This window comes from uncultured Neptuniibacter sp. (assembly GCF_947498015.1).
Lineage (GTDB): Bacteria > Pseudomonadota > Gammaproteobacteria > Pseudomonadales > Balneatricaceae > Neptuniibacter.
In genome coordinates, this window is record NZ_CANMIR010000003.1 from 245,599 (window position 1) to 262,768 (window position 17,170).

General features: G+C 47.2%; 21 protein-coding genes. 6 read left to right on the top strand and 15 right to left on the bottom strand.

The genetic code is table 11. The annotated features are described in order from the left end of the window. Nucleotides 1-87 precede the first annotated feature (87 nt). The 9 genes from Q0882_RS05370 to Q0882_RS05410 all read right to left on the bottom strand — a co-directional run bounded on the left by Q0882_RS05370 (nucleotide 88) and on the right by Q0882_RS05410 (nucleotide 6,502). Nucleotides 88-522 carry a DUF3465 domain-containing protein gene (locus tag Q0882_RS05370; RefSeq protein WP_299178856.1) on the bottom strand — a complete coding sequence of 145 codons (435 nt, stop codon included), beginning with the start codon at nucleotides 520-522 and terminating at the stop codon, nucleotides 88-90. Between the two features lie 45 nt (nucleotides 523-567). Next, nucleotides 568-1,137: a GNAT family N-acetyltransferase gene (locus Q0882_RS05375; RefSeq protein WP_366915911.1), complete on the bottom strand. Its 570-nt coding sequence runs from the start codon at nucleotides 1,135-1,137 to the stop codon at nucleotides 568-570. A 12-nt stretch (nucleotides 1,138-1,149) separates the two neighbouring features. Next, a complete protein-coding gene (locus Q0882_RS05380) occupies nucleotides 1,150-1,494 on the bottom strand; it encodes a VOC family protein (protein ID WP_299178858.1) in 345 nt (114 codons plus the stop codon). Nucleotides 1,495-1,539: 45 nt separating this feature from the next. Next, nucleotides 1,540-2,103 (bottom strand): dihydrofolate reductase family protein, encoded by a 564-nt coding sequence (locus Q0882_RS05385; RefSeq protein WP_299178860.1) that lies wholly within the window; start codon nucleotides 2,101-2,103, stop codon nucleotides 1,540-1,542. Nucleotides 2,104-2,218: 115 nt separating this feature from the next. Then, the gene (locus Q0882_RS05390) at nucleotides 2,219-3,133 is read right to left on the bottom strand and encodes a hypothetical protein (protein ID WP_299178862.1); all 915 of its coding nucleotides are present in this window, start codon (nucleotides 3,131-3,133) and stop codon (nucleotides 2,219-2,221) included. Between the two features lie 99 nt (nucleotides 3,134-3,232). Further along, nucleotides 3,233-3,787, bottom strand: coding sequence for a hypothetical protein (locus tag Q0882_RS05395; protein WP_299178864.1), 555 nt, complete (start codon nucleotides 3,785-3,787; stop codon nucleotides 3,233-3,235). A 116-nt stretch (nucleotides 3,788-3,903) separates the two neighbouring features. Beyond that, nucleotides 3,904-4,536 carry a hypothetical protein gene (locus Q0882_RS05400; RefSeq protein WP_299178866.1) on the bottom strand — a complete coding sequence of 211 codons (633 nt, stop codon included), beginning with the start codon at nucleotides 4,534-4,536 and terminating at the stop codon, nucleotides 3,904-3,906. 353 nt (nucleotides 4,537-4,889) lie between these two features. After that, nucleotides 4,890-5,975, bottom strand: coding sequence for a molybdenum cofactor guanylyltransferase MobA (gene mobA / locus Q0882_RS05405; protein WP_299178868.1), 1,086 nt, complete (start codon nucleotides 5,973-5,975; stop codon nucleotides 4,890-4,892). Between the two features lie 59 nt (nucleotides 5,976-6,034). Continuing rightward, nucleotides 6,035-6,502, bottom strand: a complete 468-nt coding sequence (locus Q0882_RS05410) for an Lrp/AsnC family transcriptional regulator (RefSeq protein ID WP_299178870.1) — start codon at nucleotides 6,500-6,502, stop codon at nucleotides 6,035-6,037. A gap of 158 nt (nucleotides 6,503-6,660) precedes the next feature. On the opposite strand from Q0882_RS05410, the gene Q0882_RS05415 reads away from it, so the two are divergent. The 3 genes from Q0882_RS05415 to Q0882_RS05425 all read left to right on the top strand — a co-directional run bounded on the left by Q0882_RS05415 (nucleotide 6,661) and on the right by Q0882_RS05425 (nucleotide 9,512). Next, nucleotides 6,661-7,677, top strand: a complete 1,017-nt coding sequence (locus Q0882_RS05415; RefSeq protein ID WP_299178872.1) for a hypothetical protein — start codon at nucleotides 6,661-6,663, stop codon at nucleotides 7,675-7,677. Then, entirely contained in the window at nucleotides 7,678-8,589 is a 912-nt protein-coding gene (gene rarD / locus Q0882_RS05420) for an EamA family transporter RarD (protein WP_299178874.1), read from the top strand. It abuts the gene before it with no gap. A gap of 113 nt (nucleotides 8,590-8,702) precedes the next feature. Beyond that, nucleotides 8,703-9,512, top strand: coding sequence for an ion transporter (locus Q0882_RS05425; protein ID WP_299178876.1), 810 nt, complete (start codon nucleotides 8,703-8,705; stop codon nucleotides 9,510-9,512). Nucleotides 9,513-9,538: 26 nt separating this feature from the next. On the opposite strand, the gene Q0882_RS05430 is transcribed toward Q0882_RS05425, so the two are convergent. Beyond that, nucleotides 9,539-9,736, bottom strand: a complete 198-nt coding sequence (locus tag Q0882_RS05430; protein ID WP_299178877.1) for a hypothetical protein — start codon at nucleotides 9,734-9,736, stop codon at nucleotides 9,539-9,541. An 89-nt stretch (nucleotides 9,737-9,825) separates the two neighbouring features. Next, nucleotides 9,826-10,215: a YkgJ family cysteine cluster protein gene (locus tag Q0882_RS05435; RefSeq protein WP_299178879.1), complete on the bottom strand. Its 390-nt coding sequence runs from the start codon at nucleotides 10,213-10,215 to the stop codon at nucleotides 9,826-9,828. Nucleotides 10,216-10,312: 97 nt separating this feature from the next. Between Q0882_RS05435 and Q0882_RS05440 the strand changes: the two genes are divergently transcribed. The 3 genes from Q0882_RS05440 to Q0882_RS05450 all read left to right on the top strand — a co-directional run bounded on the left by Q0882_RS05440 (nucleotide 10,313) and on the right by Q0882_RS05450 (nucleotide 13,188). Continuing rightward, a complete protein-coding gene (locus Q0882_RS05440) occupies nucleotides 10,313-11,083 on the top strand; it encodes a hypothetical protein (RefSeq protein ID WP_299178881.1) in 771 nt (256 codons plus the stop codon). Between the two features lie 170 nt (nucleotides 11,084-11,253). After that, nucleotides 11,254-12,657: an FAD-linked oxidase C-terminal domain-containing protein gene (locus Q0882_RS05445; protein WP_299178883.1), complete on the top strand. Its 1,404-nt coding sequence runs from the start codon at nucleotides 11,254-11,256 to the stop codon at nucleotides 12,655-12,657. Between the two features lie 75 nt (nucleotides 12,658-12,732). Then, nucleotides 12,733-13,188, top strand: a complete 456-nt coding sequence (locus tag Q0882_RS05450) for a hypothetical protein (protein ID WP_299178885.1) — start codon at nucleotides 12,733-12,735, stop codon at nucleotides 13,186-13,188. Nucleotides 13,189-13,280: 92 nt separating this feature from the next. On the opposite strand, the gene Q0882_RS05455 is transcribed toward Q0882_RS05450, so the two are convergent. The 4 genes from Q0882_RS05455 to Q0882_RS05470 are packed head-to-tail and all read right to left on the bottom strand — an operon-like array spanning nucleotide 13,281 to nucleotide 17,167. Next, complete coding sequence (locus Q0882_RS05455) at nucleotides 13,281-13,685, bottom strand: hypothetical protein (RefSeq protein WP_299178887.1); 405 nt, start codon at nucleotides 13,683-13,685, stop codon at nucleotides 13,281-13,283. Further along, nucleotides 13,673-14,485 carry a hypothetical protein gene (locus tag Q0882_RS05460; RefSeq protein ID WP_299178889.1) on the bottom strand — a complete coding sequence of 271 codons (813 nt, stop codon included), beginning with the start codon at nucleotides 14,483-14,485 and terminating at the stop codon, nucleotides 13,673-13,675. The genes Q0882_RS05455 and Q0882_RS05460 overlap by 13 nt, the downstream gene beginning before the upstream one ends. Next, a complete protein-coding gene (locus Q0882_RS05465) occupies nucleotides 14,485-16,134 on the bottom strand; it encodes an ABC transporter ATP-binding protein (RefSeq protein ID WP_299178891.1) in 1,650 nt (549 codons plus the stop codon). Before Q0882_RS05465 ends, Q0882_RS05460 begins: the two co-directional genes overlap by 1 nt. Next, nucleotides 16,112-17,167: a hypothetical protein gene (locus tag Q0882_RS05470; protein WP_299178893.1), complete on the bottom strand. Its 1,056-nt coding sequence runs from the start codon at nucleotides 17,165-17,167 to the stop codon at nucleotides 16,112-16,114. The genes Q0882_RS05465 and Q0882_RS05470 overlap by 23 nt, the downstream gene beginning before the upstream one ends. Nucleotides 17,168-17,170 lie beyond the last annotated feature (3 nt).

The following is a 17,170-nucleotide window of genomic DNA, read 5'->3' on the forward strand; positions in this document are numbered from 1 at the left end:
AATGGGTGCCCCCATTTATCACTGTCTGTATTATTTTTAAGCTAGAAGCCCAATTACGCTGATTGGCCGTTATAGGTAAGAATAAAATTATTGATAGAGCGTGCCTTGATGCTTCAACCACCCATGTTCATGGGTATCCCGTGGGTCATGATGAGTCCAATGCACCACTCCACCTTTAGCATTCCATTCATACTCTCCATAGAACTCGACAAAATCACCTTTATTTAAACCATCTATTCGCGGAGCAAGATCGATATTATGTGAGATAAGAAGTGTCTGACCAGAAGACAATTTTAAAATGAATTTTTGATGCTGGCTGCCTACCGTATCATCAGGGAGAATCCGGATAACTTCACCAGAGCCCTGCACCTGTAGATCACTAATACCCTTTTGAAATGCATCAGCAATCTGCTGGTCACTGGCATGATTTGCAGTAACCGATGAATTTAAAAGTTTCGGATTATTTTCAAAATATCCATAAACAACAAAACCCACGATTAAGATTAAGAGTATTTTTTTCATCTGATCCCTGATTGTTTAAGTGGAGCGGTTATTCAACGTCTGTTATCACTCGCTGGTCACGTCCACGATATTGTCTTGATCTGATTCCCACTGATCGGAGGTCATTCGATACAACCGCACTGATCGACCGTGAAAATCGATAGATTCGAAACTGGAAAATCCAGTTTTTTCAGCCACCCTCAACGAGGCCAGATGCTCAGGTTCAATGATGACGAACACAGAGTGGAACTGTTTCTTTACGAAGGCGAAATCTAAAACAGCTCTGACCGCCTCAGAGGCTATCCCCTTGTTCCAATAGCGTTTAGCCAGGCGGTAGCCAAGGTTGATCACCTCTGCATCATCGACCTTCTCAGGCCCAACACCACAAAAGCCTATAAGCTCTGACGTTTGCTTATCAATGAGTGCCCACGGCCCAACCCCTTGTGACGCGTAACAAGCTAAACACCACTCTATAAATTTACGAGTGGCAGCTTCATCACAAACACCCTTAACCGAGTGTTTCATTACTTCAGGATCACTGAGAATGTCTGCTAACTCGGGCAGATCACCGAGGGACAACGACCTAATAATCAGCCGCTCAGTTTCACATATTTGCACCATCGCTTCTGTCCGCACCTAATTCCTTTATTATGTTTCCTGATCTTTAGGCCCTACCCAGAACAGCGGATTATGTGCCACCTCCCACAGATGACCATCGAGATCTTTAAAGTAACCACTGTAGCCCCCCCAGAACACTTTTTGAGGTTGCTTAACCAAGGTTGCCCCTGCCGATACCGCTTGCGCAACGACCCGATCAACCTCTTCTTCTGATTCGACATTGTGAGCTAACGTGAACCCTTCGAACCCAGTACCTTCGGCAGAAATCTCTGCATCTTCCGCTAATGCTTTACGACCATATAAGCCAAGCCATGAGCCATTGAGTGTGAAAAACGCAACATCAGGTGGTGATTCAGAGTTTATGTTCTTTGGCATCTAAGTTTCCTGACTATTGCATTTATATTTTTGTATAACATTTTGTTATAAGTAATTTACTCTGTACTTTACTTGAACAAAGTCGTTTGCAAAGGCCGTTGCTTCAGAGTCCACCAACTTTATTTGGTTGTCGAGTTTGCCAAAAAGAGGAATACCATCCCCCAACAGCAGAGGAACCCTAGTTATTGTCATTTCATCAATGAGACGACGATTGAGAAACGAGGTGATTGTAGAGCCACCGTCAATATAAGCGTGCTTAAATCCTTTGCTGTCCAACTCCCTTACCAAATCAGTAATTTCACCTGAGAACATCTCTACTTTGCCCCTAAGGTTCTCGGGCGGTGTTTTTATAGTGTTACTCAAAACGACGATATGAGTATCGCCATAAGGCCAATGTTCAGGAGACAGATTCATATTAGAAATCATTTCCATGCACTTACGCCCCATGACCATGCAATCCACCGATGCCATAAATGCGACAAAACCCATGTCAGCGTGGTCACCCATATCTGCTTCCGAGTTCCCTGCACTATGGAGCCAGTCCACGCCTCCGTCGGGAGTTGCGATGTATCCATCAGCACTTGTAGCAATATATACCGAGCATTTCATTCTCTATTCCTAAGTCTAATTCTGAGATTACTTATAACGCCCGCAGCACAGGCCGGAAAACCGCGTAGCGGTTTGGAGGTCCAGCCCACGGAGTGGGCGATTGTGCCTGCGCTTGTTATGCGCTGAACTCAACATCGTCTCTGACTAGATCATTACCTTGTAGATGAGCCATTTCACCCAACCTATTAAGGAGTTCATTAAATGCTCCTTGGACAGCATCAGCACCTGGAGAAAAATCATGCCAGTAAAGCTTGCCTTCTGATGGGGCAAATACCCATGGGTGATCCAAAACTTCAAAATCCCCTAACTCCCGACCGCGAAGATAAATCTTTTGTTCCTCAATTCGTAATTCAGGAGGCCAATAAACACCAAAGTGTTTTTGATTCATATGCTGGTAAAGCTTAGTTAGTTGTGGAGCACCACCAATTTCTCGAAAATGTCTAGATAAAAGAACTTCGAAAAAGGCTTCGGAAGGCACCATATCCAGTTTAAAGTCACTCTCAGTGTGCATTTTTACTTTTTTCGATATACGACGAGAAATGGCACTAAGAGGCCCTTTATCACCGATTATAGTCAATAACTCACCATTGATTTTTTTTGCCGCCCGAATTTCAAACTTTCGACGCTTAGAGTGAAAGACAATTCTGCTTAGGATGAAATCTTGCTTACGAGCTGAATAGCCAGCAAAAATGAACTCACAATCAGGCACTTCCAATGACGGATCCGCCGCATCGGAAACAAAACTGAGCGATTCGTTCAACATACGAATTATTTTATCGCGAACATCAATGAAATCTATCACCCGCTCTCGTAAGTTAATAAAAGACTCTACATAGGATGTGACTTGTGCGATAAGAGGATAACTCCAAGCTGTATCACCGGCAAAAGCGATTACAGCATCACTTCGACCTGTTCCAAATATCTTTGGGCCATAGTCCCAACACTTCCCGCCACTAAGCCTACTGTCTGACATTACCAACAGCTCGCGACCAGTTTTGGTTTTCCTTGTCCACGAAACTACGACTGTCATAGCTTTCCTTTTTAAATTTTAATGAATGACGAGAGTACCAGTAGACTAACGCTTCTAGCAGAGGCGCTAGTTTCGCTAACTTCCTGCTGACTTGGATTGTTAGGCAAGATCACGAGCTGCCCCTTCTATTTCACGTACAACATAACCTGATATCCGGATAAACTCTCGTGCAGAAGATGAATCTAAATCAAAGTCTGAAGCATGTGCCGCTTTGTTTCTTAGCAAACGTAATTCTTGGTATTGGGTCAATATATGCTCAATTGGACTACGGATATTTGAAGGTAGTCTACGCAAGCCTTGATAGGAGTACTTCTTTTCTAAACCTGAGCTTACAAGGTAATTTTCGGTGGCTTTTTCTATCTTTATCCAAGCCTCCATTATTGCTGCGCGGGGCGAAACCTCTGCTAGCTCTGAAAGAGAGACCGTTTCGGGATTGGTAGTATCAACAGGCTCAGGCTCTATAATTTCTTCATCTGCAGGCCTAATATCTTCCAATGTTTCTCGAAACTCCGCTTCAAGATCTTTGTATTTGAAACGAGAAACTCGATCCAAAAGCTTTCCCACCGGCTTGCGTAATATGTAGATAAGCGAGCCAACTAGGATAGGCCATGCTAAGGAGTCTATGGCCGATGCTAAAAATTCAAGAAAATCCATTCTATGCATCCATGTATATGATTGCCTAACGCATGTGGCACGGGCAGACGCGCAGCGGCTGTCCTAGCCAGCTTTGCTGGCTGATGTGGCCACCCTTGTTATACGGAACCACTTTCTTACTCAGCAAGATAATTGATAACCCATACAAAATTTTGAATGACAACCCAGCCAATAAGGATAAAACCAATTACGTATGCAGACAGGCAGATAGTGAAAGAAATATTCCTCTCTTTGTCTGCTTTATGGTGAATATTCCAAAAAAGGCTTTGGGTAAATTCTTTCCCTTCTAAAACTTCAATATGACCGTCTTCCATTGCATACTCCATTGTTTCCCGGTAATCGCTGTAATCTAGGCCAATGTCATGTGCATAGTCCTTAAGGTGCCACTCAGGCTTGCCTTCTATCTCAAAGGAAGAATATGTAGGGTATTCTTTTATAATTCTCGGACATCGTGCTTGATAAATTAAGGTTGCCAAAGCAAACGATAACGCTGAAAAATAAAAAACCTGCCAAGAAAATGGTAGTGACAAATGAACTGCAAATTGATATTTGAAGATTTCCAATGTTGCAACATTATCTGCCAAGGATAATAACTTAACAGCTATTGGAACCAAGAATATCCAAATATACATAGAGGATATGAGCTTGATCCCCCTGATCTGATTAAGTTGAGACCAATTCAACTGTATATCTTTAGTTTTATTTTTAAAGTCTGAAACTAATTTTTTGTAAATCTTTGCTAAATCCATTTGAATTTTTCCCTGAACTCGAGCGTTAGATCGTATAACAGCTAAATATACGTCAGAGTGTCGTGTTTAATCACGACAACTTGACGTATATCTATTTTTGAAAAAAACAGGGATGGCGTGTATCTGTTTGATCTGCATCAGCTTTCCCTGCCTGAGGTTTTCTCCTCCATGGAGAAAAGTACAAATGTGTCCCTATATCCTGACATAAGCCTCAACAGGAGGAAACACTGTTTTTTCAAACAGCTTTTTAAGGGATGGAGGCTGACGATCTATAGGTTGTGCTGTATCTATTGACCTATACGCCGCTTACAGAAAATAGAAGGTATTGTCTGCATTTCAAGAGTGGTTCAGGATCAGCTATTTTTGTACTGGATGATAAACTCCACCAGCGACTCAGGCTGGTTAAGATCAAACTGGGGCAGATCCCGTGGCAGTTCGATCACGGTATCGGCGGCGATCGCGATGATGTTCTCATCATTTTCACAAAGGAGTGGCTTACCTAACGAAGCACGATGCAGCTCTATTTTCGGAATGGCGTTATGCCGGAACCCCTCCACCAGTACCAGATCCAGTAGTTCATGATCCATGCGGTTCAGCAGATGATTGAGTGAGGGCTGATCCCCCTGATCCTGTTCGACCATCAGTGCCCAGCGCTGCCCTGAGCTGATCAGCATCTGATCGGCCCCGGCTTTACGCAACTCATAGCTGTCTTTACCCGGATGATCGATATCGAATTTATGGTGGGCATGTTTAATCACCCCAAGACGGACCCCGCGCGATTTCAGGCGTGGAATCAGCTGTTTTAACAGGGTGGTTTTCCCTGTTCCGCTCCAGGCCGCAAAGCCCAACAGCTTTGGCATCTTCTGCAAGCCTGCCAGATCATCACGATGATTAACATTGGTGAACGCTTCGGGATGATCTGAGAAATCCACCTGGGTTACCCGGTGTTTGGCGTACCAGCGTTCAACTTTACGCCCTCCCGCTGCAAGATCGGCTTTGACACTCTCCAGCAGATCCCGTTTGATCAGGGCAACCACCGATTGCAATCGCACACCGTCATGCGCAACGGCGATATCGGCCCCCTCCTTTTCAGCCTGCTCTAACATCCGTTCTGCAAGGTTGCGCGGTAGATAGGGGCTATCACAGGGTACAAACAGACCCCAGGGATCTGTCGCGTGCTGAAGCCCGGTGGCGATCCCCATCAGCGGCCCCTGATAGCCTGCATCAAGATCCGCGATGACCGGACAGCTCAGCGTACTGTATGCATCCAGGCTTCGATTGGCGTTGATCAGAACACGGGGGACCTGCGGTGAGATGATATCCTGTACATGACGTATCAATGGTTTTCCATTCAACTCCATCCAGCCTTTATCAACCCCTCCCATCCTGCGGGCCTGACCGCCGGCAAGGATGACAGCTGTTATCTCAGGGTTCTGCATGGTTTACCTCGTTCACAGATGGGGGATGCCTCGCCCCCTGACACTCTCAGTTTAGTGGATCACAGATGCTCAACATCGACGGCAGTCGAGAATTTATTCCGTCGTAGTGAGATTAATGATCTGAATTTTCGCAAATGGGTATCGCTGGCCAGATCACGGCGTGCAAACGCTTCATAGGATTCGATATCGGTGACCATAATCACCAGGACAAAATCAACATCACCGGTCACCTGATAACACTGCGTGACCTCGGGCGCGTTCTGCATCTTACGCATAAATCGGTCATGGACATCGATCGAATCCCGGGTCATCTCAACCTCAACAATAATATTCAGCATCCTGCCGATCACCCGGGGATTCACCAGCGACACGTCCGCCATGATCACCCCCTCATCGCGCAACCGTCGGACACGGCGCAGACAGGCAGGCGGCGACAAGCCAACCTCCCCTGCCAACTGCTGGTTGCTGATGCGGTTATCCTGCTGAAGACAGCGCAGAATATGTTTATCGATCCGGTCAATATCCATAATTTAATATTATTCCGTAAAAATCCCACTAGACGTAATTTAATTAAATTATGCACAGATAAATTAAATTTATAAAACAGAAATACACTTTAAATCTAATCCAGTTAATGCCATATAAACTAAACTACCCGGTCTGAATTAACTGCTTCCGGCCACTGATGAACTCTCCACATCTGTTACAGCATCTGTTCAAGAGCACTCTGCCAGAGCTTGGCAGAGAGATCTTCGATGTCTGCATCCTGCTGTTTCGCTTAACCATACCGATCATTGTGGTGGTTAAACTGCTTGAGGAGCTGGGGGCGATCCCCTATATCAGCGCAGTGCTAGCGCCGTTGATGACACTGGTCGGCCTACCCGAATCGATGGGTGTTGTCTGGACGACCACGATGCTCACCAACATCTATGCAGGGATGGTGATCTTCTTTCAATCACCCGAAGCACAACAGCTCAGCATTGCGCAGGTCACGGTATTGAGCAGTATGCTGCTGATCGCACACAGTTTGCCGCTTGAGTTGAGAATCACGCAACGCGCTGGGGTAAGGCTGCTGTTTGCGCTTGGTCTTAGAATCGGTTCAGCCCTGCTTTTGGGTATGGCTCTACACTATATCTATTCCGCAGGCGGATGGCTAAACACGCCGGTTACGCTTCTGTGGCAGCCTGAGATGCCTGATGAAGAATCTCTCTGGCAGTGGGGTCTGACGCAGCTTAAAAGCCTTGGTATGATCGTGCTCGTTGTTAGCGCACTACTCAGCCTGCTTCGTCTGCTACGCTGGCTCCATATTGAACGGCTGATGATCTGGTTGCTGCAGCCCTTCCTGAAATTGATGGGGATCTCCCCTCAAGCGACCTCACTGACAATCATCGGTGTCACACTGGGGCTCTCCTTTGGGGGTGGACTCCTGATCCGTGAGGCTGAAAGTGGGCGGGTCAGCGCGAAGGACTGTTTCTCTGCGCTCTGCCTGCTGAGCCTCTGCCACAGCATCATCGAGGACACGCTACTGGTGCTGACCATGGGTGCAGATCTCTCTGGTGTTTTATGGGCTCGACTGGTTTTCAGTGTACTCTTTGTCTCCCTGTTGACCCGCTTAGTCAGCCGGATTAGCCCAGCGATTCAGCACGCCTATCTTTTTCATGATGTGTCACGCATATCAGTACCCTCTCAGGAGCCCCGCTAGATGATCAACCTGAAACCCGAATCTGAACATACCAAAGGGGTTTACTTTGCACTGGCCGCGTTTCTTATGTGGGGGTTGGTGCCGGTCTATTTCAAATCAGTTGAACATATTACTGCGCTGGAAGTGGTGGCTCACCGGATCCTCTGGTCCTGTGTATTTCTGGGTGCTTTTATTGTTGTGACACGCCGCCTCGATGACATTATCAAGCTCAGCCGCAGCCCCAGAATCATCTACGGCTTAGGGCTTTCAGCACTGGTGATATCGATCAACTGGCTGGTCTTTATCTGGGCTGTCTCTCAGGATCGAATTATAGAAACCACATTAGGGTATTTTATTAACCCATTGATAAACATACTTTTTGGAATGATTATTTTCAAAGAACGGCTACGGATCGGGCAATGGATCGCGGTTGCTCTCGCCGCAGTCGGTGTGCTCTATCAAGTTGTGATACTCGGTCAACTTCCCTGGGTTGCTCTAGTACTGGCATGCAGTTTTGCGATCTACGGTGTGCTACGTAAAAAGATCCCGGTCGATTCAATCAGTGGCTTATTTGTTGAAACGCTCTGGCTGCTACCAGCTGCGCTGATCTATTTTGGCTGGCTGATCTGGAGCGGCAGTTTGCAGTTTATAACTGAAGGGAGCAACACCACCCTGCTGCTGCTCAGTGCCGGTCTGGTCACCAGTCTTCCGCTGATGGCTTTTGCCTCCGGTGCTCGCCGCCTGAGCCTGACGCTGGTGGGGTTACTTCAGTATATCGGCCCAAGTATCGCCTTTCTGATTGCGGTCTTCTACTACAACGAACCGATGGATATTCATCGCCTGACGGCGTTTCTAATTATCTGGACCGCGCTGGTTATCTTCAGCGCTGAAGGTTTAATTCAGCAAAAACGCAGTCATATAGCACCCGCCTGAGCGATCCGGATTCGACTTCAGACTGAAATCCAATGCTCAGACAGGTCAGAGTCTACCCATTGCCTTAAAACCAAAGTAAAGTTCACGCCGGATAAATTCAGTTTGGGCAGACTATGAACTTTCAATCGCTACAAGACCGTTTTTATGCGGTGCGTAACAATCGTATTTTTGAGTTTTTTGTTGTCGGGGTGATTCTCTTTTCTGCGCTGGTGATCGGCGCTAAAACCTACGACATCCCTGATCATGTTCTCGCAATGATCGGCTGGCTTGATACCGGTATCACCCTGTTCTTTCTGATTGAGATCACGATCCGTTTTATCGGTGAGCCGGATAAGCGCAACTTCTTTAAAAACGCATGGAACATCTTTGACACGCTGATTGTTGTGGTCAGTCTGATCCCTATACAGGACAGCGAGATGGCGCTGATCGGTCGCCTGATACGTATCTTCCGTGTGTTGCGTATGGTCTCGATTGTGCCCGAACTGCGCCTGCTGCTGAACTCGCTGATCAAAGCCCTGCCGCAACTAGGCTATGTGATTCTGCTGATGTTTATCATCTTCTATATCTATGCAGCGATCGGAGCGTCTTTCTTCGTTGATATCAATGAAACGCTGTGGGGTGATATCTCCATCGCCATGCTGACCCTCTTCAGGGTGATGACGTTCGAAGACTGGACGGACGTGATGTATGAAACCATGACGGTCTATCCATTTAGCTGGATCTACTACCTCACCTTCATCTTCCTGACGACATTCGCCTTCCTCAATATGGTGATCGGTATCGTGGTCAATGTGATGGAGAATGAACACGCTGAGGAGGAGAAAGAGCGTGCCATTGCCGAGGGTGATCTGACACTGGAGGATCTGTCACAGCAGATCAATGAACTCAAAGCGATTATCGAAGCTCAGCAGAAAGAGCGATAGAATAAATCTGAGGGCGGATACGATGTTTATTCGCCCTCGATCACGATCTCGACATCAAACAGATCATGATTAAGAGCTTCAGACCGGCAGAACAGCGTATCGCAGATACGGCACCAATCTTTATTATTGGCATCCCCTATCTGTTCAAGTGTTTCGACAATCTGCTGACGATCATTTCGATCAAGTAGCTTGATACAATCCTGACAATGCTTATCCCTAGCCAAACCCATCTTCCTTTGATGATTTTCAGACCTGTTTTGAGAGCATTCGATTAAAACAAAAGTCGCATGAGTTTGCAGCAAAAAAAGTGGGGTTATTTAGGCTGGTAGGCGCAGAAGCCGGGTTTTGGGCCGACCTTTGGGTGATTACGACAGGTATCAGGGCGCTGCTCATAGATCGTACACAGGCGTGTCTTCTGATCCAGATAGATACAATCATCATTAGCATAGCGAGAGAGCGTATAGATCTCGCTCTTATGATTGAAATGACCGACCACCCCTGCTTTCATCAACCGTTTCGCTAAGCGCTTAGCAGGTTCATCCGCTTCAAACTGATCAACCACTCCCATACGCACCAGATCTTTAAAGCGCACTTCTACCGGCAGGCTACAGCAGGTGCCCCGGCAACTCTCGCAGTAACGGCTTTTATATTTAACCCAGGTACTCAGGTTATCGATATTGGCAGCAGGGATCGGTTTACTCATGGTCTCACAGGGGTTCTGGAAATTAGCGAGCTGGAAATCAGGCCGCGATCATAGCATCATTTACCGAGGGAACAAGCCCCGTAATACTGAGCGGATTATGCAGACACCAGACGACTACCTTGCGATCTACCAATCTCAGCCCAGATGGCGACTGATCAATGAACCACCCGCTCCCGACCCGGATGCCGCTTTAAAGCGCGATACAGAACTACTCAAAGAGGTCGCTGCGGGTAAGCGTGGCGCAACCGCCAGGCTCTGGGAGGTGCCCCAGTGTCTGGTTGTCACTCGCAAAGAGACCCGATTCCCCCACTTTGCCGATGCAGTAGCGCAGCTTTCCGATCAGGGCTGGCCTGTGATCGTCAGAGACAGCGGAGGAACCACCGTCCCGCTGCATCTGGGTATCCTGAATTTCTCCCTGCTGTTTCCTCAACAGGAGGGGGAGACATTCGATCTCGATAGCGTTTATACCGCTCTGTGTGAACCGATTCGCGGCGCGCTCGCCCAGCTTGGTTTAATTGCTGAGTATGGTGCTACTGAAGGCTCCTACTGTGATGGCCGCTATAACCTGAATATTCAGGGGCTGAAAGTCACTGGTACCGCTCAGAAGCTCATGATCTCTCCGCCCAATCCCAAAGGGGTGAAACAGGGCATTCTGGCCCAGGCGATGTTGATGGTTGAAGCTGATGCCGCTCAGGGGACCGAGTGGGTCAATCGATTCTACCAACTTGCCGGTAATGAGCGCCGTTTTGATCCGATGGTGGCCACCAGTATTGAATCGCTGCTGCCTGAGACAAAACCGCAAGGCGAACTAACGCTGCAACTGCGTCAACAGATTGCAGAATCGTTTTCTCATCTGGCTGCAAACTAATCATCACACTCCTGTCATATTAGGCTGTTAAGATGGCCTTAATTCATGGACAAGAACACATGGACAGGCAAAGGATTGCCACCCCATAACTTTCTCCCCCTCCTCGCTGTTTTATCTCTCCACTTCCTGCTTTAATTAATCGCAAAATAATAATTAAAGTGATTCGGGCTATGCGCGCACGCAAAACTTACTCTCAGGGTGATCTGCAAAAGGTGATCAACGAACTGGCGATGATGCTGGGTGACCGCATTCATCTCTCAAAGTCGATCTGCGAACAGCATGGACAGGGTGAAGATAGTTACGGCTGCATGCCCCCTGACGCAGTAATCTACCCTTTCAGTAATGAGGAGGTCGCGAAAGTTGTCAGCCTCTGTAATCGCTACAAGATTCCAGTCATCCCTTACGGTGCCGGCTCCTCTGTTGAGGGACACCTACTAGCCGTTCATGGCGGGATCTCACTTGATCTCTCCGAGATGAATCAGATTATCGAGATTAACCCGGCAGATATGGACTGTCGGGTACAGGCCGGTGTAACCCGTGAAGCGCTCAACATGGCGCTACGTTATGATGGCCTCTTCTTCCCGGTCGATCCCGGTGCAAATGCATCGATTGGCGGTATGGCCGCCACCCAAGCCTCCGGCACCAACGCGGTCCGTTATGGCACCATGAGCGATGCCGTTATAGGTTTAACCGTTATTACCCCCTCAGGTGAGATCATCCGAACCGGCACACGCGCCAGAAAAAGCTCTGCCGGTTACGACCTGACACAACTGTTAGTCGGCTCCGAGGGCACACTGGGTGTGATCACCGAGGTGCAACTCCGTCTGCATCCGATCCCTGAACAGATCAAATCAGCCGTCTGTAGCTTCAACACTGTTGCCGATGCAGTGGATACCGTTATTAATGCGATGCAACTGGCGATCCCACTCGCCCGTATTGAGCTGCTCAATGCCCTTCAGATGCAGGCGTGTATCAGCTACTCCAAGCTGGAGACCTTAACCCCTGCCCCAACACTGTTTCTTGAGTTTCATGGTTCAGAAGCCGCTGTCTCGGAACAGATCGCCATGGTGCAGGAGATCTGCCATGAGTTTGGGGGGAGTGAATTTCAGTGGGCAACATCGGCCGAGGAGCGTAATCAGCTTTGGGCGGCAAGGCATAGCGCTTACCTTGCAGCACATCACCTGCTACCCAACAGCCGTGTACTGACAACAGATGTCTGCGTGCCGATCTCTAAACTTGCACTGAGCATTCTGCATGCAGAGGCCCTCGCTGAAGAGACCCAGCTACTCTGTCCTATCGTCGGCCATGTCGGTGATGGCAATTTTCACCTGTTGATCGTCTTTGATCCGGCTAACAGTGCACAGTTTCAAGAGGCTAAAGCGCTCTCTGAAAAGGTGGTACAGAAAGCGCTTGAGCTTGAGGGCACCTGTACCGGTGAACATGGTATAGGTATCGGTAAAAAAGCACACCTTGAAGCTGAACACCCGAGCAGTATCGGTGCGATGCGGCTGATCAAACGCGCACTGGACCCAAACAACATTATGAATCCGGGCAAAGTGATCGATATAAAATAGCCTTTGATTTCAACGATAAAACGCTAAAATCAAAAAGATGGAACGCCAACTCATGACTAGTCAGGATCAGCATTAATGAAAATAATTACATCCATCCTCGTCGTGCTCATGCTGACTGCATGTAACGCCAAACCCCTGAAGGTGCTACCCAGCGACCGCTATCTGGTCGATCTTGAGGTAGGTCTGATGTGCCGACATATGGATTGTTATGACCTCTCCCTAATCATCCCCTCCTTCCACGAGATGAGAGTGATCAAAGCGTATGAGCTGGATGCATCCATCCTCTCCTGGAGTGAGGAGGCACTGGTTGAGATCCTGCTGAATCCCCCTGGCAACCAATATCAGGTGACACAGTTATCAGAGGTAGAGTTTGATCTGCCAGCAAACCCTCAAACTGATGTGATCTATGATCTGCTTCAAGATGAATTTAACCTGCTTTACGCCAGAACCGGTGATCGTATCGTCGATATCACCAACTCTGTAAAAGGCTTAAAGATGAACGATGGCTCCATAGAGCAGCCCATTCACTAAACTTACTAGACACTGATGCCCTCAGCGAAATTCTGAGGGCTTGTAACATTTAGCCCACGGGTTTAAAGATACGTTTACTGTTCAGATAAGTATTAAAAAGTCCTGCCGTCTATAAACTGTCGATAGCGGATAACTTTCTCAGGCTTCCCATCTGCAACAAGCCGGTATTTATAAAACTTTTCTCCCTCTCTATAAATACTCCTGCAACTAAAGGGCTTACCCTGCATTGCGAGACAAATTTCACCTTTGTCATTGATTTTCCAGAAACCATTGCGTTTTTCCCAATACCGTTCCTGTTCAACGCTACCGTCAGGGTGGTAGTAAGTGAAACTCGTACTTCCCGATATAAGATTAAACGACTCAACAGTTTTTCCTATGAATAAAGAGGAAACTTCTTTAGGAGACAGTTTTTCAGGTTCGGTATTTTCCGGCTTTATCTGACATCCGGTAAGCGTTACAGCTACCAGAAGAATTCCAACCTGTTTTAAGCAATACATACTTTTTCCCTCTCTATCTCTTTCCAGAACGATTCAATATGGAACATCATCCCACCTGATTCAGCACTTGCTTTAAAGTCATGTCCAACAGCGGGTAATTGCCTAAACTCAACCAAGCCGTCAGAGGACTGTTGTTTTACTTTGTTAACCGCATCAACCCAGTTAACAGCCCTCTCTACCCGAGTTCGACCTTGTTGGGCATCCAGAGCCTTAGATTGCCGTAAGCTTTTCTCCCTCTTTGTATCTAGCTCCCCCACCATCACCAAAGTCGGTAATTTCATCATCTCTTTGAGTCTGAGTTTACCGAGCCAAGTGGGCCAATTTGATACCCCATAAGGGAACTCAAATTCGGAATCCGGGTAGGTGTACCATCCAGCGCTACAAAGCACTAGTGAAGCTATATTCTGCGGATGCAACATTGCGTAGCGATGCGCAAACTGAGCCCCGCCGGAGTAGCCGCAAAGATGGATTTTGAGAAAGGGTTGTTGCAGCTGAACTCTAAGAGCAATCAAAAGCGTATTCAGTTCGGTATCTGCTCTCTGGCTGCCTGCATCTTTTGCAAGCTGCTGGTATCGAGGAAAAGTTGCCCGGCTAAATTCCGGGACCAACAATCCGCATCCCAGTTTATCTGCAAGCTTTCTGTACGCAGCAAAGTGGTTCTGATAATCGCGGGAGATACCATGTACCGCAACAATTATGCGGTCCGGCTGCTTTATTTTTTCTGGCAGATAGATCCAAACTGGCAGCGCCCTCGCCGCTGGAATAACAACCCTTCTCTCTTTACCTGCTACTGGCAACATCAACCTTCTCCCTTAATGAGTGACGGTTTCATAAACACAACATTACCGCTACCTGATTGTTCAAGCGTATTCGCTACAATGTTGTCTTCCAGATCCCAGTGGGCTGTGTAAAAGCGAGTCAATTCTGGAATCTGTGCGGCAATAATAATCGCACCATCAAAGGTTGCGAAAAGCTCTCCCAGAATACTGATGCTTTTAGGATCTTTGAGAGCAGGCTCATTATCGATTAGCAGCAAATTTGGCCGACGTAATAACGCCCTGGCAAGTTTAAACCGGAATGAAAAACCATCGGACAGATTGCGCCCTGATTCAGAAATTGAAACCTGATCGAGTTCCTCATCAGTTATTCCGGTAAGCTTTAAAACTTTATCGGTGTACTCTGCCTGCTGTTTACGGGCTCCATAGAAAACATTCTCTCGAAGATTTCCTTTAAGTAGCGGGAGCTCAGGGCTGATAAGGGAAACGGTTTTACCCCATAAAGATGGATGAAACTTTGCACTGTCCCTACCATTGAACACCAACATCCCCTTACTTAAGGGTAAAAGCCCAGCTAAAACCATTAACAATGAACTCTTGCCAGCACCCTGCCCACCTGTCAGAACAACCCGCGAAGACTGCTCCAACATCGCTGAAAAGGGACCAACACGATGCGTTACTTCAACATTCGTTAATTTAACTTTGAGTGATGTTGAAGGCAGTGACTTTCTGCCTTCTAAACTTTCAGGTGTACGATTAAAAAATCTAGAAAGTTTATCCACTGCAACCTGCTTCAAAGTCCACAATTCATATAGCCTGCTGAGCCGCCTCATCTGAGAAAGAAGGTATAAACCCGCTGTCAAAAACACAGCGATGGATTCAACAGAGATCAGCCCTTGTGCCTGAAGTTTCATGGCACTTACAAACAGGACTAAGAGCGTTCCAAGTAAGGCAGCCTCATTAAAACCGCGGATAAAAGCTGATACTTTGGCTTTAGCTATCTGGTGCTTCCATAACCTTTTCGACCGTTTTAGAAATTGGCGTTTCTCTTTTCCCTTCTGATTAAATGCTTTAATCAAGTAAAACTGCCTTAACATCTGAGCAGTGTTACGGATTAAATTCCCCCTGCTCTTTCTGGCACGCTCAGACGAGCTATATAGAAAAGTACCTATACAATAATTGCCTGCCACGGTGACTAACAAACAAGGCAGCAGAATCAAACCCAATATCCAATGAATCTGTACCAGTCCAGTCACTGCGATCAGTAACCAGACACTCAACACTGTCAGTGGCGCTAATCCTTGTACAACCCAGTTCCTTATCGCACTCATATCATTGGTTAACCGAAGTAGCGTCGCACCGCCATTCAGAAGCTCTCTATCAGATGCCGGCAGACTTAGAGAAAACTCAAAAATCTGCTCTCTGAGTTGCATGACGTAATGTTGCGCAAATTTCTCAGCAACATAGCGCTCCAGAAAGCGCCCAATCGCTAAGATCAAAATGACAGAAACGACACCGATCCCCTGAGAAAGGGTCAGGACGTAATCACCTGACTCTACGAATGTTTTTGCTTCATAAACCAAACCCAGAAAACAGAGTGACTGCACTATCCCGACAATAATCAGGATCAGAAACAGAGCGCCACGCTGCTTAGAAAGCGCAGCGAAGGCCATTGTCTTGCTCTCTGGAAACTAAATTCATCAAATAATTAGCGGTAGCTGGCCTCTGGAGTTCTTCCAAGCGATATACCGGGAGCCCCAGCTGTAAACCCACCTCCTCTGAAGAGAGTTCTGATCTGGTAAATAGCCCCCCCAGGCCGTGTACAGGAATACCGTGTTGTATTAAGCGCTCACAACAATACACCGCTGCAGTAGCGCTATCTGCGGCAACAATCGCTCCTGAAATCTCTTGCAGAAACCTGGGATCAGAAAGCAGCTTTTGGTTCTCTGGTTGCAAAACGCCATCAGCTATCTCAACAACCAATACATCAGCATCGCTTTGTTGCGCATCAGATTTGATGATCCTAAGTAGATCTATCAGCTTATTTACAGACAGCCCGACCGTACTGGGGTGACCATTATCTACAAAATCTCTGACCCGAAATGCCCCGGCATCCAGCATTTTCCAATAATCTGGCCCCGCACCGGTACCCGTCAATTTAGCTCCAGCAACTTTCAGCCCATCGCAACTTAAACCTTTGATTGTCGAACACGCCATGGACGTCTTGCCGCTATTCATATCGCTTCCCAACACCATCAGAACAGGGATAGATGCTGTATTGGGGTGAATGTAAGATGGCTGCAACTTTCGGTAATCTTTCAAGTTAAGTTTCTTTCCAGCCTGATCGATTAAGGTGCCGAGCAAAGTTATCTCGGTAGCGGGTTTAACTTGAGCACTTTTGCCAACGACATTAGCAGCAATGCCTCCTGCGGCCACCAATTGACAGCTCCCTAATTTATTGGGCGTAACAGCATGAAATTGATCCGTGGCATACCGATTACCAGCCACTAAAATCAATTCATCTCCCTTAAACAGATGGACTCGTCGACCATCAACATTCTCCAACCGTCCGTGTTGTCTTATTCTGTCGACCCTTGCCAGAACTAAGTCTCCCTCTTCTGGCACTTGAGAAGAGAGTGAGTGGCCATCGTTCAGATTCACGTTTCTGGTGACAAAGCTTCTTTTAGCGGTGTGAATTCTAGACATGCA

Excerpts from the sequence above, each read along its gene's own strand:
- Q0882_RS05370 (WP_299178856.1), bottom strand. The coding sequence starts at position 522 with ATGAAAAAAATACTCTTAATCTTAATCGTGGGTTTTGTTGTTTATGGA.
- Q0882_RS05380 (WP_299178858.1), bottom strand. The coding sequence starts at position 1,494 with ATGCCAAAGAACATAAACTCTGAATCACCACCTGATGTTGCGTTTTTC.
- Q0882_RS05385 (WP_299178860.1), bottom strand. The coding sequence starts at position 2,103 with ATGAAATGCTCGGTATATATTGCTACAAGTGCTGATGGATACATCGCA.
- Q0882_RS05390 (WP_299178862.1), bottom strand. The coding sequence starts at position 3,133 with ATGACAGTCGTAGTTTCGTGGACAAGGAAAACCAAAACTGGTCGCGAG.
- Q0882_RS05395 (WP_299178864.1), bottom strand. The coding sequence starts at position 3,787 with ATGGATTTTCTTGAATTTTTAGCATCGGCCATAGACTCCTTAGCATGG.
- Q0882_RS05400 (WP_299178866.1), bottom strand. The coding sequence starts at position 4,536 with ATGGATTTAGCAAAGATTTACAAAAAATTAGTTTCAGACTTTAAAAAT.
- mobA (WP_299178868.1), bottom strand. The coding sequence starts at position 5,975 with ATGCAGAACCCTGAGATAACAGCTGTCATCCTTGCCGGCGGTCAGGCC.
- Q0882_RS05410 (WP_299178870.1), bottom strand. The coding sequence starts at position 6,502 with ATGGATATTGACCGGATCGATAAACATATTCTGCGCTGTCTTCAGCAG.
- Q0882_RS05415 (WP_299178872.1), top strand. The coding sequence starts at position 6,661 with ATGAACTCTCCACATCTGTTACAGCATCTGTTCAAGAGCACTCTGCCA.
- rarD (WP_299178874.1), top strand. The coding sequence starts at position 7,678 with ATGATCAACCTGAAACCCGAATCTGAACATACCAAAGGGGTTTACTTT.
- Q0882_RS05425 (WP_299178876.1), top strand. The coding sequence starts at position 8,703 with ATGAACTTTCAATCGCTACAAGACCGTTTTTATGCGGTGCGTAACAAT.
- Q0882_RS05435 (WP_299178879.1), bottom strand. The coding sequence starts at position 10,215 with ATGAGTAAACCGATCCCTGCTGCCAATATCGATAACCTGAGTACCTGG.
- Q0882_RS05440 (WP_299178881.1), top strand. The coding sequence starts at position 10,313 with ATGCAGACACCAGACGACTACCTTGCGATCTACCAATCTCAGCCCAGA.
- Q0882_RS05445 (WP_299178883.1), top strand. The coding sequence starts at position 11,254 with ATGCGCGCACGCAAAACTTACTCTCAGGGTGATCTGCAAAAGGTGATC.
- Q0882_RS05450 (WP_299178885.1), top strand. The coding sequence starts at position 12,733 with ATGAAAATAATTACATCCATCCTCGTCGTGCTCATGCTGACTGCATGT.
- Q0882_RS05455 (WP_299178887.1), bottom strand. The coding sequence starts at position 13,685 with ATGTATTGCTTAAAACAGGTTGGAATTCTTCTGGTAGCTGTAACGCTT.
- Q0882_RS05460 (WP_299178889.1), bottom strand. The coding sequence starts at position 14,485 with ATGTTGCCAGTAGCAGGTAAAGAGAGAAGGGTTGTTATTCCAGCGGCG.
- Q0882_RS05465 (WP_299178891.1), bottom strand. The coding sequence starts at position 16,134 with ATGGCCTTCGCTGCGCTTTCTAAGCAGCGTGGCGCTCTGTTTCTGATC.
- Q0882_RS05470 (WP_299178893.1), bottom strand. The coding sequence starts at position 17,167 with ATGTCTAGAATTCACACCGCTAAAAGAAGCTTTGTCACCAGAAACGTG.